The sequence below is a fragment of the Kribbella sp. NPDC055071 genome (genome assembly GCF_053608045.1).
Window position 1 is genome coordinate 262,197 of the sequence record NZ_JBSGUS010000007.1, and the last position, 19,966, is coordinate 282,162.

At 61.5% G+C, this 19,966-nt stretch carries 19 protein-coding genes; 10 read left to right on the forward strand and 9 right to left on the reverse strand.

Going from position 1 to position 19,966, the window contains the following annotated elements:
* Positions 1-47 precede the first annotated feature (47 nt).
* Both ACWF4Z_RS14780 and ACWF4Z_RS14785 read left to right on the forward strand, forming a co-directional pair.
* Positions 48-404, forward strand: a complete 357-nt coding sequence (locus ACWF4Z_RS14780) for a hypothetical protein (protein WP_452243550.1) — start codon at positions 48-50, stop codon at positions 402-404.
* Entirely contained in the window at positions 401-1,033 is a 633-nt protein-coding gene (locus ACWF4Z_RS14785) for a hypothetical protein (RefSeq protein ID WP_452243551.1), read from the forward strand. The genes ACWF4Z_RS14780 and ACWF4Z_RS14785 overlap by 4 nt, the downstream gene beginning before the upstream one ends.
* Positions 1,034-1,088: 55 nt before the next feature.
* On the opposite strand, the gene ACWF4Z_RS14790 is transcribed toward ACWF4Z_RS14785, so the two are convergent.
* Genes ACWF4Z_RS14790 through ACWF4Z_RS14800 form a run of 3 tightly spaced genes read right to left on the reverse strand, consistent with a single transcriptional unit; the run spans position 1,089 to position 2,612 of the window.
* The gene (locus ACWF4Z_RS14790; protein ID WP_452243552.1) at positions 1,089-1,505 is read right to left on the reverse strand and encodes a hypothetical protein; all 417 of its coding nucleotides are present in this window, start codon (positions 1,503-1,505) and stop codon (positions 1,089-1,091) included.
* The gene (locus ACWF4Z_RS14795; RefSeq protein WP_452243553.1) at positions 1,492-2,346 is read right to left on the reverse strand and encodes a DNA/RNA non-specific endonuclease; all 855 of its coding nucleotides are present in this window, start codon (positions 2,344-2,346) and stop codon (positions 1,492-1,494) included. The genes ACWF4Z_RS14790 and ACWF4Z_RS14795 overlap by 14 nt, the downstream gene beginning before the upstream one ends.
* A 5-nt stretch (positions 2,347-2,351) precedes the next feature.
* Positions 2,352-2,612: a hypothetical protein gene (locus tag ACWF4Z_RS14800; protein ID WP_452243554.1), complete on the reverse strand. Its 261-nt coding sequence runs from the start codon at positions 2,610-2,612 to the stop codon at positions 2,352-2,354.
* 233 nt (positions 2,613-2,845) lie between these two features.
* On the opposite strand from ACWF4Z_RS14800, the gene ACWF4Z_RS14805 reads away from it, so the two are divergent.
* The 3 genes from ACWF4Z_RS14805 to ACWF4Z_RS14815 are packed head-to-tail and all read left to right on the forward strand — an operon-like array spanning position 2,846 to position 4,909.
* Positions 2,846-3,781, forward strand: a complete 936-nt coding sequence (locus tag ACWF4Z_RS14805; protein WP_452243555.1) for a hypothetical protein — start codon at positions 2,846-2,848, stop codon at positions 3,779-3,781.
* Positions 3,778-4,467, forward strand: a complete 690-nt coding sequence (locus ACWF4Z_RS14810) for a RibD family protein (RefSeq protein WP_452243556.1) — start codon at positions 3,778-3,780, stop codon at positions 4,465-4,467. Before ACWF4Z_RS14805 ends, ACWF4Z_RS14810 begins: the two co-directional genes overlap by 4 nt.
* Complete coding sequence (locus ACWF4Z_RS14815; RefSeq protein ID WP_452243557.1) at positions 4,460-4,909, forward strand: deaminase; 450 nt, start codon at positions 4,460-4,462, stop codon at positions 4,907-4,909. The genes ACWF4Z_RS14810 and ACWF4Z_RS14815 overlap by 8 nt, the downstream gene beginning before the upstream one ends.
* Positions 4,910-5,738: 829 nt before the next feature.
* On the opposite strand, the gene ACWF4Z_RS14820 is transcribed toward ACWF4Z_RS14815, so the two are convergent.
* Genes ACWF4Z_RS14820 through ACWF4Z_RS14830 form a run of 3 tightly spaced genes read right to left on the reverse strand, consistent with a single transcriptional unit; the run spans position 5,739 to position 9,785 of the window.
* On the reverse strand, positions 5,739-6,425 hold the full coding sequence (locus ACWF4Z_RS14820; RefSeq protein WP_452243558.1) for a hypothetical protein: 687 nt from the start codon (positions 6,423-6,425) through the stop codon (positions 5,739-5,741).
* Between the two features lies 1 nt (position 6,426).
* Entirely contained in the window at positions 6,427-8,763 is a 2,337-nt protein-coding gene (locus tag ACWF4Z_RS14825) for a hypothetical protein (RefSeq protein WP_452243559.1), read from the reverse strand.
* Positions 8,760-9,785, reverse strand: a complete 1,026-nt coding sequence (locus tag ACWF4Z_RS14830) for a ribbon-helix-helix domain-containing protein (RefSeq protein ID WP_452243560.1) — start codon at positions 9,783-9,785, stop codon at positions 8,760-8,762. Before ACWF4Z_RS14830 ends, ACWF4Z_RS14825 begins: the two co-directional genes overlap by 4 nt.
* A 565-nt stretch (positions 9,786-10,350) precedes the next feature.
* Here ACWF4Z_RS14830 and ACWF4Z_RS14835 point away from each other — a divergent pair.
* Genes ACWF4Z_RS14835 through ACWF4Z_RS14845 form a run of 3 tightly spaced genes read left to right on the forward strand, consistent with a single transcriptional unit; the run spans position 10,351 to position 14,082 of the window.
* Positions 10,351-12,282: a hypothetical protein gene (locus ACWF4Z_RS14835; RefSeq protein WP_452243561.1), complete on the forward strand. Its 1,932-nt coding sequence runs from the start codon at positions 10,351-10,353 to the stop codon at positions 12,280-12,282.
* The gene (locus ACWF4Z_RS14840; RefSeq protein ID WP_452243562.1) at positions 12,279-13,232 is read left to right on the forward strand and encodes a hypothetical protein; all 954 of its coding nucleotides are present in this window, start codon (positions 12,279-12,281) and stop codon (positions 13,230-13,232) included. The genes ACWF4Z_RS14835 and ACWF4Z_RS14840 overlap by 4 nt, the downstream gene beginning before the upstream one ends.
* Positions 13,225-14,082, forward strand: a complete 858-nt coding sequence (locus ACWF4Z_RS14845) for a DUF6339 family protein (protein ID WP_452243563.1) — start codon at positions 13,225-13,227, stop codon at positions 14,080-14,082. Before ACWF4Z_RS14840 ends, ACWF4Z_RS14845 begins: the two co-directional genes overlap by 8 nt.
* On the opposite strand, the gene ACWF4Z_RS14850 is transcribed toward ACWF4Z_RS14845, so the two are convergent.
* Positions 14,069-14,557 carry a very short patch repair endonuclease gene (locus ACWF4Z_RS14850; protein ID WP_452243564.1) on the reverse strand — a complete coding sequence of 163 codons (489 nt, stop codon included), beginning with the start codon at positions 14,555-14,557 and terminating at the stop codon, positions 14,069-14,071. The genes ACWF4Z_RS14845 and ACWF4Z_RS14850 overlap by 14 nt on opposite strands.
* 67 nt (positions 14,558-14,624) lie before the next feature.
* On the opposite strand from ACWF4Z_RS14850, the gene ACWF4Z_RS14855 reads away from it, so the two are divergent.
* A complete protein-coding gene (locus ACWF4Z_RS14855; RefSeq protein ID WP_452243565.1) occupies positions 14,625-15,710 on the forward strand; it encodes a DNA cytosine methyltransferase in 1,086 nt (361 codons plus the stop codon).
* 695 nt (positions 15,711-16,405) lie between these two features.
* Entirely contained in the window at positions 16,406-17,380 is a 975-nt protein-coding gene (locus tag ACWF4Z_RS14860; RefSeq protein WP_452243566.1) for an aldo/keto reductase, read from the forward strand.
* A gap of 53 nt (positions 17,381-17,433) precedes the next feature.
* Here ACWF4Z_RS14860 and ACWF4Z_RS14865 read toward each other — a convergent pair whose 3' ends face one another.
* Positions 17,434-18,903, reverse strand: a complete 1,470-nt coding sequence (locus ACWF4Z_RS14865) for a plasmid pRiA4b ORF-3 family protein (RefSeq protein ID WP_452243567.1) — start codon at positions 18,901-18,903, stop codon at positions 17,434-17,436.
* 98 nt (positions 18,904-19,001) lie between these two features.
* Complete coding sequence (locus tag ACWF4Z_RS14870) at positions 19,002-19,889, reverse strand: LysR family transcriptional regulator (RefSeq protein WP_452243568.1); 888 nt, start codon at positions 19,887-19,889, stop codon at positions 19,002-19,004.
* Positions 19,890-19,966 lie beyond the last annotated feature (77 nt).

Here is a 19,966-nt window from a genome sequence, read left to right on the forward strand (position 1 = left end):
GGTTGCTCCTACGCTGACCAGCACGCACAAACACCGGAAGGATCTCCATGAGCTCCGACGAAACGCCGTACATCTTCGCCACCGGCGAACGAATCTGGGTGATCAGCCCCTCCGCTGCTGCCGACCATCTCCCCCAGATGCTCGAACGCTTCCGCTCAGGCGAGAATGGGCCTTTCATCATCGGCGCCGGCGGACAACCCGAAGGCGCATTCATCTCCTGGAAACTCTGGGAACGCCTCGCAGTTCTGGCGGCCGAAACGCTCGAGTTCGAACACGTCTACGACATGGCGCGCGAGTCTCTGGCCGAAGACGGCCCGTCACTTCCGCTGGAAGAAGTTGCAGCCGAGATCGGCTGGGATCTGAACGAGCCGATCGATGACTCTGACCTACCCCCAAAGAAATGACCGAACGGTTCCGGCTGCTGATCAGGCCTAGGGTTCGGCGGGAACTGGCGATGCTGGAGCGTGCGGCCGAATCACAACCAACCAGTCTTCGCGGTCGCGAGTTCCGCGCCCTCAAGCTCGGCCTTCTGGCGTTGGCCGAAGGACGCGAGGAGGAGTACGACGGGAAGCGGCTCGGCTACTCACCAGGGCACCACGACCTCCGCGACTGCGCCGAAATCAAGGTCCCGGTCGTCTCAGAGGTCCGTCATGGTAAGGAGCTCGGCCCATCGCATCGCTTGATCTACCGCGAATTCGAGGCCGAGGACGGCGGCCTGCCATACCGAGAGGCGGTCAGCTTCGCACCCCGCGGGGACAACCGCGCCTTCCTCATCGCGGCAGCCCAGCTGCAGCGAGAAATCGGCCACCCCGTCCCTGAACTCGCCCACCTACCCAACTACCGCCCCTCGTTCCATCGCGGCGGCGCCGAACCCACCGGCCCGCCGCGCCTCCCCCTCCCGCCCGACCTCCGCCAAGCCCTAGCCGCAGCCGCCGACGTCGCGCACGCCCGCGGCGCAGTCAACACCCAACCAACCAGTCAGAACCGGCCAGGCACACCAGGCCGATCCGGACCAACGGGTCGCCAACTATGACCAGGCATCACCATTACCGAGGTACGACGCAGGCCGGCCGCCCGTCGGTCAGCTGTCAGGTCGAACTGCCTCTGGACGGATGCCATGCCGGGAGGTGCATAGCGTCCCGCGGGTAGGCACGCTGATCGTCCTCGAGCAGGTCCGGCGTCCCGCCACCCTCGAACGGAGGATGGTCATAGTCGAACGATGCCTCTATTCCGGCCCCTTGCGTCACGCTGAACACGGCGTTGTACCAGGTCCCCTTCCCCTCCTCGTACATGGCATCACGCAGGTCGTCGCAGGCCATCTGCGCCTCGACATCGATGCTGAGATCCGCGTCGACCGAGCCATCCAACATCTCGATCACGAGCTGCGTCTCCATCGTCGCCGCGACTGCTGACACCGTCAGAACAACCTTCGCCCAGCCCTCGGGCACCGCCTTCGCCATGGCCGAGCCGATGGTCTCCAACGTTGCTTGATCAGGAATCGGCATCTGTAGTTCCTCGTCTGGGGCGCGGGGAGTTGCGAATGGTCTGCTGCGTAACAACACCGTCGATCGAGTATCTGACGGCGATCAGGTCGGGACGATTCTTGTCAGTGCGGTACACGAGGTCAATCTGGACATCCACCTCCGATCCAGCCTCCAGAGCCGCACGCCAAGCGTTCTCAGCCCGCTTGTAGGCGCTGAGGTTGACGCTGCTCCCTGCCATCGGTGTGAGGTTCAGCTTGCCAATCGGCCCGCGGAAGATTCTGGCGAAGATGTGCCCGGCGTGATCCCCGGGGAGCTTGCCATCGAGGTTGCGTTGCGAGGTCGTGTCCCGCGGATGCTTCAGGTCGACAACATCAAGAGTTGCCTTGGCTCGAACGACTCGGCCGTCGGCATCGGTTTCGTACACGAAGCGCCCGTCGACCCTGATCGTGCTTCGAGGCGGCGGCCGGCTCAGAAGGTCTTTGTGATCCGGCTCTGTTGTCGACAGCTCAATGATCGTCGCTGCCGGCTTGCCGGAGTCCCCTGGAGGGCGTTTAGTATCGCGTAGTCCAGCGCCAGGTGTCGGCCCAGCACCCCGGACACCGGTCACCATCTGATCCGCCCACGCTCGAGCCTTCGGCGGCGCCGCGGTTGCCAGATGCGCGGCACGCTCGCAAGCGTCGGCAGCTGCCGCAAGCTGGTACGCCGCCTGCCGGGCGGCCGGATTGCCGGACGCGAAATCCGCAATGAACGAAGCGTTCTCCCGACACTGCGCCGCCAATCGGTGGAGGTACCCAACCATCGAAGGAATCCGATCAAGGCACTCCACAAGCCCCTGCGCGACCCGCTGCAGTTCAGATGGCATTCGGCCTAGATCTGGTTCGCGTAGCTAGCGCATCCTGCCGCCGCAATCTGGAGGGACTGGACAGCGTCGCCGACCGCTTTGCTCGCCGCGTCGAGCAGCTCGCAGATGTCCCGATCGCTTCTCGTGGCAGAACCCGCTATCAGCGCCTGGACCTGCGCGCTGCTCTGACCAAAGTTGTTCTGAAAGCCGCCGAGGCTACCTGCAGCCCGATTGGCTTCCATCGACATGTGGTGTAGCTGCTCTTTCAACTGCTGTACGACGGACACGTGGCTTCCTCACAGACGTGGAACGCGGGGTCGACGCGGGCATCAGGGACCAGCACGCCGACCCCGCTGCTTAGTTGGGCCTCGGGCCACGAACGGCGTGTGCTGTCGTGCCCATGACCTCATGCTGGCTACAAATGCACGCGCGCGAAATTGACTCAGCCCGTGGACTCGTCCCACACCCCGGGAGCACCCCGCTACGCTCTGTGGGTGGGATTCGGCATCTGGGAAGAACCGTGACTCGTCGCCGGGTGTTTGACCCTGGAGCCGTACCGGTCTCGTTCTGGCGACAGAGCGCCGTACAGGTTGCCTTGGCGCGGCGAGACGTGGCCGAAGTGTTTCGCAGGTATCTCGCCGAGTTCGCTGAGTGCACCCAGACTCAACTGGCGCTTCTGACCGAACATGACCGGTCTGACGTGTCCAACTGGATTCGAGGTACTCGCCACGGCCAAGTGTCCGACATCAACGTACTCACGCGGATCGCAGAGGGTCTGCAGATGCCTGACGACGCACGGATGTTGATGGGTTTGGCACCAGCCGATGCGCTCGTTTCCTCCATCCGCGACGAGCGAGAGCTCGCGAGAGGTACGTCGCCCCTCGCTGAGTCGACGCGTATACGGGTCGATGGTTCCGACTCGTCGAGCACCCGGATAGCGATCTGCGGTAGCCGATCAGGCGGGTCGAATCCCGCGGTTATCGATGTGGCCGTGCGCTCGCTAGCTCGCCTCGTGATGGTACGGCGCCTACTCGTCAACCACGGCCCCGTTGGTGTCGGCATAGAGGTGATCACCCACATCGCGGATCACTACCAACCACCCGGCTTGCGCGGAGCCGTTGCCATCTTCGGGCGACGAAATGTGATCTTCGACGCCGCATACGTGGTCATCATCGGTGGCGGAGGCGGCACCCAAGCGGAAGCTGACATCGCGATGTCGATGGGGAAGAAGATCTTGCCTCTCGGCGCCAGCGGAGGCTCAGCGAATGCGGTCTACCATCAGACGCTCCGCGCCTCTCGCCTATCGAACTGGATGACGGACAGCACGCGAGAGATGCTCGCCAGCTGCGCACAGCTCGGCGACGACGCCGGGCCGAGCGCGATCGAGCAGATGACGGATGATTTCGTGTACCTGATCGACAACCTCGTCGACACCGATCAAGGAGACCCTGCGTGACCGAGCGCCCCTACGTACTGCTGTCGGTGGCGGCCTCTATCGATGGCTATATCGACGACAACAACAGCGAGCGACTCTTGCTGTCCAACGACGAGGACTTCGACAGGGTCGACGAGGTACGAGCCGGGGTCGACGCGATCCTCGTGGGCGCGAACACGATCCGCCGGGACAATCCCCGTCTGCTCGTCCGCTCCGACGACCGCCGCAAACGCCGCTTGGATGCCGGCCTCACGGAATCGCCGATCAAGGTGACGATCAGCGCGAGCGGCGACCTTGACCCGTCGTCGAAGTTCTTCGCTACCGGCGATGTCGACAAGGTCGTCTATGTTCAGTCCTCCGCAGTCGACAAGGCAACTGCCGCGGTCGGTGCCGTGAGCAACGTCGTCGACGCCGGATCAGCCGTCGATCTCGCCTTTGTCCTGAGCGACCTTGCTCAGCGCGGCGTGAAGCGACTCATGGTCGAGGGCGGCGGCACCATGCACACCCAGTTCCTCTCCGCCGGCCTCGCCGACGAGGTTCACCTGGTCATCGCCCCGTTCTTCATCGGAGACAGCAGCGCTCCTCGCTTCGTTAGCAACGCTCAGTACCCCCAAAGCCCGTCCAACCGCATGGACCTGGCCGAGGTCAAGAAGATCGGCGACGTCGTTCTCCTCCGCTACCTCCCGAAGGACAGCCCCCGTGCCTGATCTAGACGACCACTACTGGCTCGAGCAGGCCATCGATCTGTCCCGCTCGTGCCCACCCTCAACCACAGCCTTCTCCGTAGGCGCCATCATCGTCACCGCCGAAGGCGACGTCCTGGCAACCGGATACTCCCGCGAGACGAACCCCCACGACCACGCCGAAGAAATCGCCCTCACGAAAGTCCTCCCCAACGACCCCCGCCTCCGCCAAGCCACGATCTACACAACCCTCGAACCCTGCAGCAAACGAGCCTCCCGCCCCCAAACCTGCACCGAGCTAATCCTCGCCGCCGGCATCCCCCGAGTAGTCCTAGCCTGGCGAGAGCCCACAGTCTTCGTCGACTGCGAAGGCGTAGAACTCCTGAACGCCGCAAACGTCAAGGTCCTCGAACTCCCCGACCTGGCCGGCAAGGTCAAGTCAATCAATGCGCACCTGCTGGGATGACTACACGCCTCGGCCACCAAACGTGCGCCAGACGTCACCATCTGATTTCGACGGCTCAGGTCAACGTCAGTTGCGCACGCCTCGGCGAGACGCGCCCGCGGCCGCAGTCCATGAATGGCTCCGTGCGTACCTATCCTGAACCATGGCCTGAGAAACGTGTCAGAGTTGGCTGGCTCTAGCTGGCCGGCGTCGAAGCCCACGCAAATCGGCCCAGAGGACGCTCGACATTCGGACGCAAACCGTCTCAGACGGCGACCGTGTCTAGGTGATCCCGCTCATCTTCGGCGATACACCCAAGCCAACGGCTGTCATATTCCTTACGAGCTCTGGCGACGTCGGCTCCCCAACCCCGTCCCAGCAGCTCGCCCACCGACAGAACAGGTGCATTCGTGTCGAGCTGCAAATCAGCGGGGTGCCCGTTCCTGAGCAGTCAGCACGAGCGTTCCGACGCCAGTGCGAACGACGACGGCTCAGCTGCCCGCCGCTCAAATACGGCCAGACGAGGGTCGCCGTACGCTCCCGCGGTCGCTCCGGTTCGCTTCGGAAGCCAAAGATTCGGCGACACGAACAGATCTATCATCTGACTGCGCCAGTGCTTGCTCACCTTGAGATGACCATCTACAACAGGAACGGCTACACGCTCGCGCCGCCTTCTGCACGACGTGACTGACCTGAAGGGATTGCCGATCTGGGTGCCGCCCGATGAAGTTGACTACTTCGCCTTCGGCGAATCGGCGCCTCGTTGCACGTGCCGGGGCGGCACTCTTTGCCGCGGAGGCGCGCCACACTACCGAGCCTCATCGCGTAGATTCCGCCCAAATGCTCGTCGTTAGAACGGACGACCCTGATGGCGAAGCAGGTGATCTGTCCTGGGAGCAGTTTCCGTCTTGCCGGGGGTGAACGCGGATCGGGTTGCTAAAATAGCTTCCGCCAGCTGAACGGTGGACATGACCGAGCTACCACGAATCACGAGCAGGTCTGCACGGGCGGGGTCAATGTCGAAGCGGCAGGTGGCAAGTGTCACCATTGGCTCCAGCACACTCGCCCGGAATTCATCGATCGCGACGAGAACAACTGGTGACTCAGACCAGGCTGCCGGGCCGATATGTCCGCGGCAACTCGCCGCCGGAAAGGCTCCAACAGCCGAGAGTGCATAGACGAGCCCACCTACTCCGAGCTCGAGACCATCCAAGAATTGCTCGGCATCGTCGATCAGGTCCTGAAGATGGCGACGCTCGGCGGACGTCAATTCCGAGCGATCAACGTCATCGTCTTCGATTGCCGACGCCACGAGGTCGAATCGCTCCTCGGTCATCGCGATGCTGTTAACGGATTCCAGAACTTTCCGCTCCGCGGCGAGATACTCTCTCGCCTCGTCTACTGGTGTCTGGAGGATCGGCCAGACGTCGCGAAAGAATCCGAAGCCCTCGTCGCTAATATCCGCTGGTCTTGGAGTCCAGAACTTCGCCTGCGACGGGAGTGCACGTGATCCTATTGGTTCTCGATAGGGAATCACCTTAATCCTCCAATTCTTTGGCCAAACGGTCGTAGTCGGGCATCACGCTGAGGACCGCACGTGCCGCCGCCCTCTGGCCGGCAGCGACCGCCACGTCATCCATGAGCCTGCCAGCGTTCTGGCTCTTACGTGCATCCTCATCGATGACAAGAAGGGCAACTCCAACACCGACCGCGTAGCGATCACGCGTGGCCTCCTTTCCCTCCTCGGTCAGCTCCGCCGCACGAGCGGCGGTGTAGGTCTTCAGATGTGAGTAGGTTCGGTTCAGCACGACGGTCGGTATGTCCGCATCGATTGTGGCGAGCTCTCTGTACTCCTCTCTCTGGCCCGCGAGATCCTTAGCTGGCACCATCTCGATCTGACCCACGGTCGCCGGCGTCCAACCCTCCATCTCGACATCGCTCTTCCAGATCATTGCTACGAGCCCACCATCCTTCGAACCATGCCTGCCGGAACTCTGACCCGACGTTCCGCCGCTGTCCTTCGGCTTGATCTCCTCCTGCAGATGAAGTTTGGTCGTCCAGTCGAAGCGCGGCCCCAACCCACCGGAGGATTTCGGCCAGGTAGAGATTTCGGCGTTGATGAGATACGGACCGAGGTCAGCGCCATCCGGAACGGCGATGGATACACGAACCCGGCCGGACCGCAACTCACCAACGGTGATTTCGTCGGCCCCGATGTCGGGATGGTCGCAGGTAACAACGAGCTGTCCGCGGCGATCGGCACCGAGGAATCCGTCCTTCGCGTTCAGCCTGAAATAGAGGCCTTTGACCTTGCCAGGCTGAGCCTCGAGCGATGCTGGGCCCTCGAAGTGCGTGGGGTCGTCGTACAAATCCTCCGGCGGCGTTGGTTCTGGCGCCTTCCGACCTCGTCCACCGCTTCCTCCGACACCAGTATTGCCGATCGTAAACCCCTTGGCTCTGAATGCGCGGGAAATTTTTTCAGCGATGGCGATCGTCGGGCGGTCGTTGTTGTCTCCGGTGATTGCCTCTCGGACAAGCGCCCGATTGGCATCGTTGAGCGCGGGCCACTCGTCAAGAAAAGCGGCGATTTCTTTCTCCAGGCGTAGAGCCGCCGGACTACTGACAAGTTGCGCGCGATCGGCCGTAAACAGCTCTGTTCTCATCTCAATCGGAAGAGCATCACTTTCGACGATGACCAGAATTCGATCGTTTAGCTTATTAAGCCGGGTGTTCTGCTTGAAGCCCTGTGGCGTCCAATGAAAATGAACCTGCCCGTTGGACGTGACGAGAAGAGAGTGGCCGTGCGCAACATAATTCCTTCGTTCCCCTTTCTCACCGCGCTTGGCGAATATACGGAAACGGATCGGCAGCTGATACGTAATGCCCTGATGGTTAAATGGAAGGGTGTCTGCGCCCTCTGACCCCGGTTCACCCGGATTGTCATTGAGGCGTCTTTCAAGTCCGTCAAGCACCTCCTCTCGGTTGGCGCGCGTAATGTTGTTACGGTACTTTGTCGGAAGCACCGGCCGGTACAGTCGAGTATTTAGAATGGTGTCGAATGATTTCTCGTCACCTGAACGCCGTCCGAAGCCTTCCGTATCGAAGGCAATGAGAGCTAGGTGGGTGCCGGGCTCGAACGAAGGGTACTCAGAGGCCGCGATTGAGAAAGGAACTGAGGATCCCCAAGTTGCTGGGTCATCCTCGTCCCAGGGCTCCATTACGAGGTAAGATGCGTTAATTGTGGTCCGAACCCGCTCCCACTCCACAACTGCCACCGAGATTAGATCTGGCTCACCGCGCCCAAGTAGATCCGGGTGACGTCGCGTGACCAGAACGACAGCCTTTGCATTTCTGTAGGTAGTCGCCCCGCCCAGACCGAAAGTCCCCTGCTGCCAGTCACAGCCGTCCTTATGCTTAGAACCGACGCGAAAGATTCCCTGCGGTACTTCACCAGGGGCGATTCCGCAACCCTGATCTCTCATCACAATAGTGACATGCTTCTTGCCGATCCCCTCAACCGCTCGGTCGATTGAGACAGTCGACAGGTCCGCCCGTTCTTTCTTCGTCATCCCTGCCAACAACAATGCGGCGGCCTCGTGTGGGGTAGCAAACGGCGCCGCTGCACGAGACTTGTATCGCTGTACAGCGAATCTCTCAAGTACCGCATCCTGCATGTTGGTCACGACCTCAAGTGCCTTGTGATCGTAGCTTGCACCACTGCCCGTAAGAATTCCTTGATTATTCCATGTATTGCCGAGAGGACGCTGATTCCGCGCGCCGATGGCTGCCTCAATCAGGCGCTGAACTTCCAACGCCTCCTCCTCAGTGCGAGCAGCTAGTGCCAGTCCGATGATCCCGCGTTTGTCGACGGTCATGCGTACACTCCGTTCAGTTGGTCGAGACCACGAGGTGTCAGGTGATACTCCGCTTTGACTTGCTTAGGTTCAACGAGTCCCCACTCGCGGGCTCGTGCGATATAACCAGCGGCGTTCGTCGACAGCTCACTCTCCGTCCAATCAGGCCACCTCTGTGACAGGCTGTCGAGCACACTCTGGCGGGTCGCGCCATCACGCCCCACAGCCCGCAATATCGCCACGAACCCAGCCCAATCCGCTGGCGCGTACCGCCCGATGTGAGCTAGGAACGCGGCTGTCTCATGAGCCTCGTGCGGCTCGGCGATCGTCAGCCCAGCTATGGCCTCGAGCAGTAAGTGCCCTTCAGGGGTGACCGCGATGAGCGGGCTTCCAGCCTCTCCGGCAATCAAGGCCGCAACGCGCCACTCGAAGAGTGGACCACCCGTAACGACTGACCCGCGCCCGTCGTATCGGTATCCACCAACAGCGAACGTTTGAAACCCCAGCTCCGCCGCCTTCTTCTTGTCCCGATTAGTGGGAAACAAGGCCGTCCTCTTGCCCCCAAGGCGCCTCTCAATCTCGAGCAAAAGTTCGCCAAATTTCCACGCCTCTTCGGACACCTCAGCCAAGTAGGCCTGCACTGGCATCGGATCCGTCGCGGTGAACTCAGCTAGGCGTGACAATGCCCAGAGTGAGGGAAAGTCTCGGTTGTGGAGGCCGAACAGGACCTGCCCTTCCGGCTGGGCGAACTCGCTGCCTGCCGCGGCCTTGGCGCCGAGTGCCGGTCGAGCCAAGGCAGTCATCGATATCCCGCTGTTCGCTGGGCCACTTACGCCCGGCTTCTCTTCGACCTCATTGCGTGGCAGATAGCCACTCTCGGCCGGCGGAGCACCGGAGTCCTCCTCCTGCTCGACCGTCAGGTCGAGGACGCGCTCCTGTATTGCGTCGACGATGAACTCCGCTCTGGTGGTATATCCACCCACGCCATTGAGGATCACGGCGTCCATCTCGCGGATCAGAGAGACCGGGAGCGGGATCCGCATGATCCGTTGGTCTAGCTGGCCCACATCCTCACCTCCTTCACTGGTGTATACGCGACATACTCGCGGAGTGATGCTCGTATGTCAAGTATATCTAAAATATAGTGACTCAGCGATGACGACACAGCGAACATATCTCGCTATATGAGCCAGGACTACGTCTGACACGAGACTGGCCGGCGGTCGCTCGGCTCCTATCAGGGGCTCCGCCGCCCTGACCTCGTCGCCGTTGCTCGGCCTCCGGCCAACTTCCGCCGGCTCGGTGCCCCGGTCCGCTCACTGACAGAGGCCTAGGGGAGCAACGACCAGCGCCTTGCTTGCCCCACATGGCGCCTACCGCTGTCGGCCTTACATCAGGATCGATACACGGGAAGTTGTTGACCTGGTCGGAGAAGTACCCAAGGATCACATGATGGCGCTGCACGTGAACGAACTCTGGCCGACGCATTGACAGAGTGCATTCGCGTGACCAGATAATTCGTCACGGGTGGCCTATTATCCGGGGATGCTGGCGCCCATCAGACCAAGCGGATCCGGCAGATCGAAGACGCAGGGAGGGCATAGTCAAATGACTTTGACCTGGTTGTGGGATAGACAGAAGCGCAACTACGGAAACTTCGGCAACGCGAATCAATGGACAGTCAATGCGGGTCTTTCATCATTGGCGCGGGAGAGCGCACAAAACACAAATGATGCCAGAAGAGAAGATGGACCGGCCGAATTGGTCTACACCTTTGTGCGTCTGGTCGGCGACCAGCGACGCGAATTCGAAACAGCTGTCGGATGGAACGCTGGCCTTTCTAAGCATTTAGCTGCCATGGGGGACGCGGCTGGCGGAGCTGTCGCCGCCGGACAGATCAAAGCTGGCCTAGAAGCTCTCGACGACAGCAAAGCTCTCCTGCTGTTGAAGATCTCGGATTACGGATGCCACGGGTTGACTGGGCCGGAATTTGCAGGCGACGGCCTCACGCCAGATGACTACGGTAACTTTATCAAGCTTTGTAGGCTAGATCTATTCAGCGGCAAAGACAAGGCCGCTGGAGGATCCTTTGGCCTCGGTAAGGCCGTCTACTGGCGATTCTCGCGACTGCAAACTGTCCTTTTTAACTCGGTCTTAGATGAGACATCCGCCGTGGCCGGAAGAACCGAGAACCGTGTCTTCGGCGTGAACCAGGGCGTTGATCACCATATCGACGGGCAAGGTTACATCGGGCGTGGTTATTTCGGCATTCCCGACGAAGATGACGTCGCGTCGTTCTGGGACACGGACGCTGAAGTGATCGAGCCGCTGCACCTTGCACGCGTGGACTCTCGGCCCGGCACGACCGCATTACTCGTCGGATTCTACGATCCGGATGAACCTGACAAGGGGCTCGGAGGCGGGGCCGAGCTAATTGATCTCGCAAAAGAGCTCCGGCGAGGGGTCGAGGAAAGCTTCTGGCCACTTCTCACGAGAGGGAGATTGAGGGTCAAGATCCAGGTTTTCGACAATGGCCTCATCTATAATGAGGAGATTGATCCCGGTGATACATTCACAGAACTGGTCAGAGCCTTACAGCGGTTTGACGGCGGCCTGATTGACTCGACCTTGGATGAACCGAACTCGGTAGTTGTTCGGGACATACCCATCAAAGTTTCAGCTAGGCGTAATTCTGGCGACCCCCATGATGCGTTTGTACACACAGCAAAGCTAGTTGTGACGATGTCGGATGACGATCGGGATACGCTCGAAAATACCGTTTGCTTCATCCGTAAGCCGGAGATGGTAGTTCAGACCGTAGGTCGAGAGTTCGAGGGGCGCATCTATCACGCGTTCCTGCTGGCTGGCGCCGCCATTCACCCAGACACCCCCTCCACGGACGATATTCGCGCTGACGACTTCCTGCGCTTCGCTGAGCCGCCAGCTCATGACCGCTGGATTCCAGGTGCGGGTCGCGGACAGATTTCACAGGCCAACCTGACGGCGCGGTACGTCGCTCCCTGGCTACCAAACCTGAAGAGCATCGGCGACGAGGTCCTCAAGGCGCTATTTGATCTGTTCGACACAGTGCCAACCTCGGATGAGAAGGGGCCGGAGGCGATCTTTCGCAACCTGCGCTTTCTCCAAGGCGAGGCCGGCATCGGAGGTGCAGGTGGGGCCCTCAGGCGCCCAGAGATCCGAGTAACGGACTGGAAGGTTGTTGAGGACTGCTGGAACGTCACGTTCGAGCTCCGGGCCAGAAATAGGCCCGAGGGTTGGAGCGTGGAGCCCCATCTCTGCCTCGTGGGTCTTGATGGTCGTGGCGACAGAGTCGAGTGGCAGGAGCTCGACGTCCTCTCGGGCGGCGTGGTTGACGACGACGACATCAAGCTGTACCCGGCACGACGCGGTCGCACCCTCACCGCAGTGATCCGAGGGAAGTCTGGACCGAACCTGCCGATTCCCGCGGCGGAGTCCTCCGTCGATGTGCTGATCGGTCGTTGCTCCCCACTTGTCGGGCCAATGGGAGTCGCCGAGTGAGCCTCAAGTTCGCATGGCCACAGTTCCGTGAAGGGTGGCAAGTTCAACTCCGAGTGGTGCGGCTCGGTGATGGCCTACCCGAGGCAATTGTCGATGACGAGAGGCGTCGGGTCAGGCTTGACGGAGTACCGGACTGGACAGAGGTCGAACTCGAGGTGACGGCGTCAACAACCGAACGATGCCCGCTAGGTATCGGCAACCTCGCCGCTCATATTCTTGTTTCTTGCAGTGGAACCAGCCTCCGACTGCCTGCCCCTCTCGATCCCAAGGGGCCGACGCTCTTCAACGGCAACATCGTCATCCCACGAGCGCTCGTGGTTGGCATCGTCGACATCCGACTAGAGGTCGTAGACGTCGACGAATCCTCACATCTGGTGGGTGAGTCCGAGCCGTGGATCCTCGTGGTAGACAGCTCGCAAAAGCCGCCAGCGCCAGGCGTTCCTCCGTTCCGCACGATTTGGATCAACTTCAACGACCGTAGCGCACCCGCAATAGCACGCGAGGCGGCGACGTCCCACGCCCTCATGGATCTAACGACGCCCGAACCGATCCTGCTGCTCAACGCTGGAGTCGAGGGGCTGCAGAATCTACTTAACTCCAAGAGCCCGAAGTTGGAGAGGCGCCGCCACCGAGACAGCATCGCCGCAGGAATTGCTCGATACGCTACGACCGCCCTCTTCAGGGCAGCCGCCGGCGAGGTGTCCGCGATCGATGACGAGGCACCGACACCTCCTTCGGATCGCCTAGGTCGGCAGCTCTGCGAAGCCGTCGCTGCGGAGATGCTGCGCGTTTCTTCCGTCGACGAACTGTATGACGGATTGGCACGGGAGGCACAGATGACCGCCGTCGATCGAGCGTATCTGTGGGCGGACATCGATTCGGCGATTGATCGCCTCACGAACCATTCGAGGGTGATTGCGGGAATTTGCAAGGAGGTTCTTCATGTCTGATCCGCGAAGCGTGCATCGATTTACGCGCCAACTAAGTGAGGACGATCGCAGAATATTCCGCACCGGCGTCATGCCAGTGGGCGTACACGAAGAGCTCGTGCTGCGTCAGAATGGCACGACAATTCCGTTGGACGTGGTCGAGGACCTGATGTCGATGTTCGAGCAGAAGCGACAAAGTCGTGATTGGAACCGCGATCGCGCCGTGAGCGACCGGTGGGTTGCACCTCGTCTGCACCACGCCCTACGGCTCACAAGAACACAGGCCTCGGATCGCGGCCTGTGGCATTGGCTCGCCCTCGCAATTTGCCCTGCATATGCCGAGTGGCGCTGGACAGGACACGGAGGAGTTGCCGCCGACCGATGGTACGGCCCGATTCACAAACAGTCATTGGCACGTCTCTGGTGGGGGGCTGAAATATTTAGAGATGGCGCGGACTACTCTCCCGTCGAGCGGGCATTTATTCGGCAGGACCTGCCGAATAGCTATCTACACCGCCCCATGGTCAGATGTCGATCGCTCGCCCTGGGGATTGTTGAAGTAATCGCACCAATTGACGGCGCAAAGATTCTGTCGTCGGATCAGGTAAATGACCTCGCACGCGTGATCAATCTATGTACATCGGGCCGGCCGCCCGAAGCCGAAGTTGGATACCAGGTAGACGATCATCTGGCCGCCCTAGAGTGGGCCGAAAACGATCCGACGACACCAGATGATTGGGAGTACCTGCCTCTAGGTCCTCGCGCTGTTGACACGACTGAGAGGTCCATCTTCATGGGCCGAGGAATCGCGACTCGCGGCCTCCGGTATGCAGAGGGACGCGTGCATCAATTCGACGCTACTTCGACTTAGGGCCGGACTTCGCGGACGCCAGCCGCACCGCTATCGCAATCGTGCTCGCCGCCTCAGCGACCTGCTCGTGCTCCCATACTCTTATGACAATCCATCCCAACTCCTCGAGGTGAAGGGTTGTCTCCAGGTCTCGTGTGCGGTTCGCCTCCAGCTTGCTCCTCCACCACTCAGAGTTGTTTCGAGGTGAAGACGAGTGCTGTGGGCAACTGTGCCAGAAGCATCCGTCGACGAAGACCATGATCCTCGCCTGCAGAAAAGTGATGTCGGCGCGTCGGCGCGGGAATCCGGGTATCGGGTGGTTGACTCTATAGCGCAAGCCCATTGCGAAGAGCTCACGCCTCAATCTCAGCTCAGGCGCAGTGTCTCGACGTCGTTGCCTGGACATCCTTCGGGACACGGCTTCATCTGCGGGCAGGACCTCGCCGTTTAGGCTCACGACATCCATCCTCGTCGGTACCAAAGTCTGTGGGATCATGACTACTGTCCACGCCGTTCGCGCGCCGGCGTGCGATTTGTCGGCACGACCACCTAGTGTGCGGGGTGTGATTGACGCGCGCACTCCGATACGCCTCCTTGACCTCTTCGCTGGCGCTGGCGGCCTCACCTCAGGCTTCCATGCTGCTACTAAGCGTTACGAGGTGATCAGAGCCGTCGAAAGCGACGTCGCAGCTGCCGCATCATACGCGGCTAATTTCGGTGTAGACCATGTCTATCAGGGCGCTATCGAAGATTGGCTCGCCAACGAATCGGTTCCTGAGGTGGATGTTGTGATAGGCGGACCGCCATGTCAAGGGTTTTCCCTTCTGGGAAAGCGCGATGCCATGGACAAGCGGAACGGACTATGGGCTCACTACGCCGAAACACTTAGCAGAGCCACCCCGAAGTACTTCGTACTCGAAAATGTTCCTGCGTTCTTCCAGTCCGAGCAGTTCGAACAGCTGCGTGAGTCGACCTCTCCTGGCGGCCTACTCGAAGAATACGACTTTCACGCGGAAGTGATGAACGCCGCGGATTACGGAGCTGCTCAGATCCGCAAACGTGTTCTTGTCATCGGATGGCATCGGGATCTGAAACCACCAGCGCGGCTGCCAAAGACTCATCTTGGTCGTCACGTACCAATTTCCAAGGTTCTCGCGAAAGTTTCGCATTCGGCGAGAGAAATAGACTTGCCAGAGAAATTTACAACCGCGTTCGGTAGATCGATGCGGGGTATCTTCAAGACATCAGACTTGCACTTATCACGAAGGTACGAAGATCTGTCACTGGAGAGGTTCTCCTATATTCCCCAGGGCGGCAATCGTTTCAATTTACCTGATCGCTTGAAGGCACCATGCTGGCTGAACCACACGTCCGGCTCCGGTGATGTGATGGGACGCCTGCATTGGGATCGACCGTCGGTTACGATCCGAACCGAGTTCTTTAAGCCAGAAAAGGGTCGATACCTTCACCCTAGCGAGAACCGCGCGATAACGCATCTCGAAGCTGCGTTGATCCAGGGCTTCCCGGTGGGTTATAAATGGTGTGGAAGCAAGGTTTCGATCGCTCGACAGATCGGAAACGCGGTGCCAATCAAGCTTGGTCAGGCGATAGGACGGGCAATCAGCAATGAGTTCGACCGTCAGGATTGACGGACCGAGGATTTGCCTCTGAATTATGCCTCGTAAATCACTACCTGAACGAACACACGTACATGAGGCGATCAATGGCAGCGTGAATTGCCCCAGAATTATCGACCATCTTGACAAGTTCCTGTTCCCTGGCCGATGCCCACAGAGACGTCCAGGTGACATCTTTCGCCGCCTGGACGTCCAGCCTTGCGAGCCCGAATACGTCTGGCCAGAACCTGTTTCGGCGGCTTCGTATTCGGTGACGGCGTCGCGGATGCTCTGGGCTGCGTTGTCGGGTAAGGCGGCGGTTTGGTCTGCGGCGGTTTGGTCTGCGGTGATTCGGTCGTTACTGACAGTCTCGACGTACGGGCGTGCGCTGTGGCCAATGCTGCCGATGCGCGTCTCTGGGGAGTCGTGTCAGAGGGCGAGGTGCGCGGCGCGGGCGGGCAGGCCGACTTCGTCGCTGGCGACTCTAAGGCGGCTAGCTGGGCGGCTCTGGGGCTGTGTTCTGTAACGGACCCCAGATCGCGGGACGCCGGAGTGTCACCATCCAGACTTGCGAAGCCTCTTCAAGACGCTCAGCTCGTAGGCGAAGGCGACGGTTCCCGCTACGGCCACGTCGCCGTTCCAGCCTCTCGGTACTCAGAAGTGGGGGTGATGGGACTGAGTTGATTCTTCTGTTGGAAATCTGAGGGGTGTGGGGGGAGGGTGAAGGTATGGACTTTACTCAGCTTGGGCGGACGGGACTGAAGGTCAGTCGGATCGTACTGGGGACTATGAATTTTGGGCCTCATACCGAGGTGGGGGATGCGCACGCGATCATGGATGCGGCGCATGACAAGGGGATCAACTTCTTCGATACGGCCAACGGGTACGGGCGGGCCATCTACCCGGGGCGGACCGAGGAGATCATCGGCGAGTGGTTCGCCAAGGACGGGAAGAATCGCGAGAAGACTGTGCTCGCGACCAAGGTGTACGGCGACATGGGTGACGGCTGGCCGAACGAGGGCAAGTTGTCGGCCCTGAACATCCGGCGGGCGCTCGACGCGTCGCTGAAGCGGCTGCAGACCGACTATGTGGACCTGTACCAGTTCCACCACGTCGACCGGGCCACTCCGTGGGACGAGATCTGGCAGGCGATCGAGGTCGCTATTCAGCAGGGCAAGATCCTGTACGCCGGGTCCAGCAACTTCGCCGGATGGCACATCGCGCAGGCGCAGGAGGCGGCAGCGCGGCGGAACTACATCGGCCTGGTCAGCGAGCAGTCGATCTACAACCTGATCGTGCGGGACGTCGAGCGTGAGGTCCTGCCGGCCGCGCAGTACTACGGTCTCGGCGTGATCCCGTGGTCGCCGCTGCAGGGCGGTCTGCTCGGCGGCGTCGTACGCAAGGAGAACGAGGGCGTACGGCGTCTCGAAGGTCGCGCCAAGGAGGCACTCGAGCGACTGCGTCCGCAGATCGAGCAGTACGAGGCGTTCGCCGACGAGCTCGGTCACGAGCCTGGCGAACTGGCCCTCGCGTGGCTCCTCCACCAGCCCGCCGTCACCGGCCCGATCGTCGGCCCGCGGACGATGGAGCAGCTGGATTCCGCTGTACGCGCGGTCGACGTCAAGCTCGACGAGAAGGCACTGGCCCGACTCGACGAGATCTTCCCCGGGTACAAGACCTCGCCTGAGGACTACGCCTGGTAGCAAGCACGGCTCAGGTCTGTACGGCGACCCGGCCGCCGTACAGACCTCCCGAGTCAAGGCCGGCTGGCGCGCAATGCAGCCCTGGCGAACATCACGCCTTCTGGCGTGGGCACGTCAAAACGGTGGTCGCGTGGCTCGCGGATGACTGCACCGAGGCGGCGCAGAACGGACATACAGTCCCAGGCCGCGTCGTTCGCCATCCCGGGCGTGACCGGAGTTCCATCCTGATCCCCCCAACCGATCGCGGCGAGAAGGTTGGCGAGCTTCAGGTTCAGGTTCTCGGTCGATCCAGCGGCTAGAGCGACAAGGCAAATCAGCCCGGCGTGAGTCTCGTACGCGTACTTGGTGGTCGGTGGCATGTGTTCGGCCAGATGCCACCAGAGCGCGAGAGGATCAGCGCGCAGCGCGCGGCCACGTGGCGTGAGCACAAGCGCTCCCTTGTGTTTGCGTACAAGGCCCAAAATCTGCGCAGTCTCCCGCAGTCTGAGGACGGGCCGCGTCTGCACCTCACGGTTGCCCTTACCGATCCATTCCTCGGCCAATCCGAGTTCGGTGACTGCCGCTTCCACGTGGACGGGCGGTAGGTAGCCGGCGCCCGTCAGCTTGATGCCGTCGGCTCCGACGCGATCCAGCAACCAGGAGTACGGCGCCACCATCCGGGCAGCCGTATCTGCATCGATGTCAACAGCCTGATCCAGATCCGCGTCCGCGACCAGCCGCTGGAACAGCTGCCGATGTTTCCCCGGGCCAATGGCATCAATGAGGTCTTCCAGCGGCCCGGCAGGATCGGATTCACGAGCGACAGGCCCGGACAGCATTTTGTTGATGGCTTCTGGATCGAACGGAGTGGGGCCGTAGGTGCCCGGGTCCGCGTCTTCGCCGTACATGCGGGCATAGTCGGCAACCGTCTCCGCACGATCCGGATGGTGCGGATCGAGCGCCGCGCAGATCAGCTCGTACCCGTACACACCGCCGCAGTCCTCACTAGGCCCGGGGCGGCGACCACCGATGCAGACAGCCCGGGACGAAGACTCGTCCCTAGGCTTCTCGGACTCGAGCTTGATGACGTGCATCCAACCGTCGCCGAAGTCGTACAGGTAGTGCAGTTCGTCACCCCGCTTCGCCAAGACCTCGTCGAGGCGCACATCCTCTTCGGGTACGCCGATCTCGCCTTCCTCGACCTGGAACGGACATAGGTAGTGCTCGCTCGCGGGGTGGTAGTAATCCCTGCCGACGGCGAACTCGTGCAAGTGGCTGTCGGTCCATCCGAAGGCAATCTGAATGATGTCGTGGACGTCGTTCAGGGTCAGGTCGGAAGAAAGCTCCAGCCGCCGCCACAGCGGGGGCTTGGTCTCGGCGAGATCGACCCGTACCTGGTAGGTGACCACGTCATCGCGACGCGGCCTCCGACGCGAAGGAACTGCCTGGTCGAAGGAGTCAGGGACCGCCTCGAGGAGCTGTGGCAGCAGTTGGCGTAGCTGATCGGATCCCACGCCGGAGATGCTCGCCGTGAATTGCTCCAACAGTGACGTCTCCTCCGCCGAGAGCGGCCGACGATCTTGCTTACGTGCCATGCCCGCAACGTTAGTTCCTCCGACCGTCTGTCGGCCGGTACGTCGAGTCAGTTGTGGCCGGCGGTCGTGGGGAGCATGCCGATGAGAGCGTCGGCGGCTAGGGAGGCTGCCGTGCCGGCGGGTACGGCGACCGCTACCTGCCAGTCGGCCGCACAGCCCGGTGTGAGGCCGACGGTGACGTGGTCGCCGCGCTTGGCGGCAATGCGCTCGGGGACGAGGGCCACGCCGAGGTTGTGCGCAACCAGCGCCAGGAGCGTGTGTACGTCGTTCACCTCGATCGTGACGGGGTGAGCAACTCCGCTGGTGGCGAAGGCGCGGTCAGAGATCGCGCGCGCTCCCCAGGTCGGGTCGAAGTCGACGAACGACTCCCCCACCAGGTCGTCGAGCGAGACGGCGTTCGCGTTGGCGAGACGGTGGTCGGGCGCGCAGACGAGAACCATCGACTCGCGCGACAGCGGCCGCAGGTCGAGGCCCTCGACCGGATCGCCGGCCGTGGCGACGAACGCGACATCGAGCCGCCCAGACGCCAGCTCGTCGAGCATCGGCGTCGAGCCACCCTGCCGCACCTCGATCTCCACGCCCGGGTAAGCAGAGCGGAACTTGGAGAGCAGGGCCGGTACGTCGACCACCCCGAGGCACTGCTCGAGCCCGACGGTCAGGTGACCGCGGAGCAGACCCTGCACTGCGGCGACCGCGTCCTTGGCTGCTTCTGCGGAGGCGAGCGTACGACGCCCCTCGCACAGGAGCGCCCGACCGGCCTCGGTGAGCTCGACGCTGCGGGTATTGCGGACGAAGAGCGAGGCCCGGAGCTCACGCTCGAGCGCACGGATCGAGGCGGACAACCCCGACTGCGAGATCGACATCGCCTCAGCGGCCCGCGTGAAGTGCTTCTGTTCCGCCACCGCCACGAAGTGTTCCAAGTGCCTCAGCTCCATAACTAAGAACCCTATCCGATCAAACCAACCCGATTCTCCTCTCCCGCATGTTGTCGAGTTATCCACAGCCGCCAAAG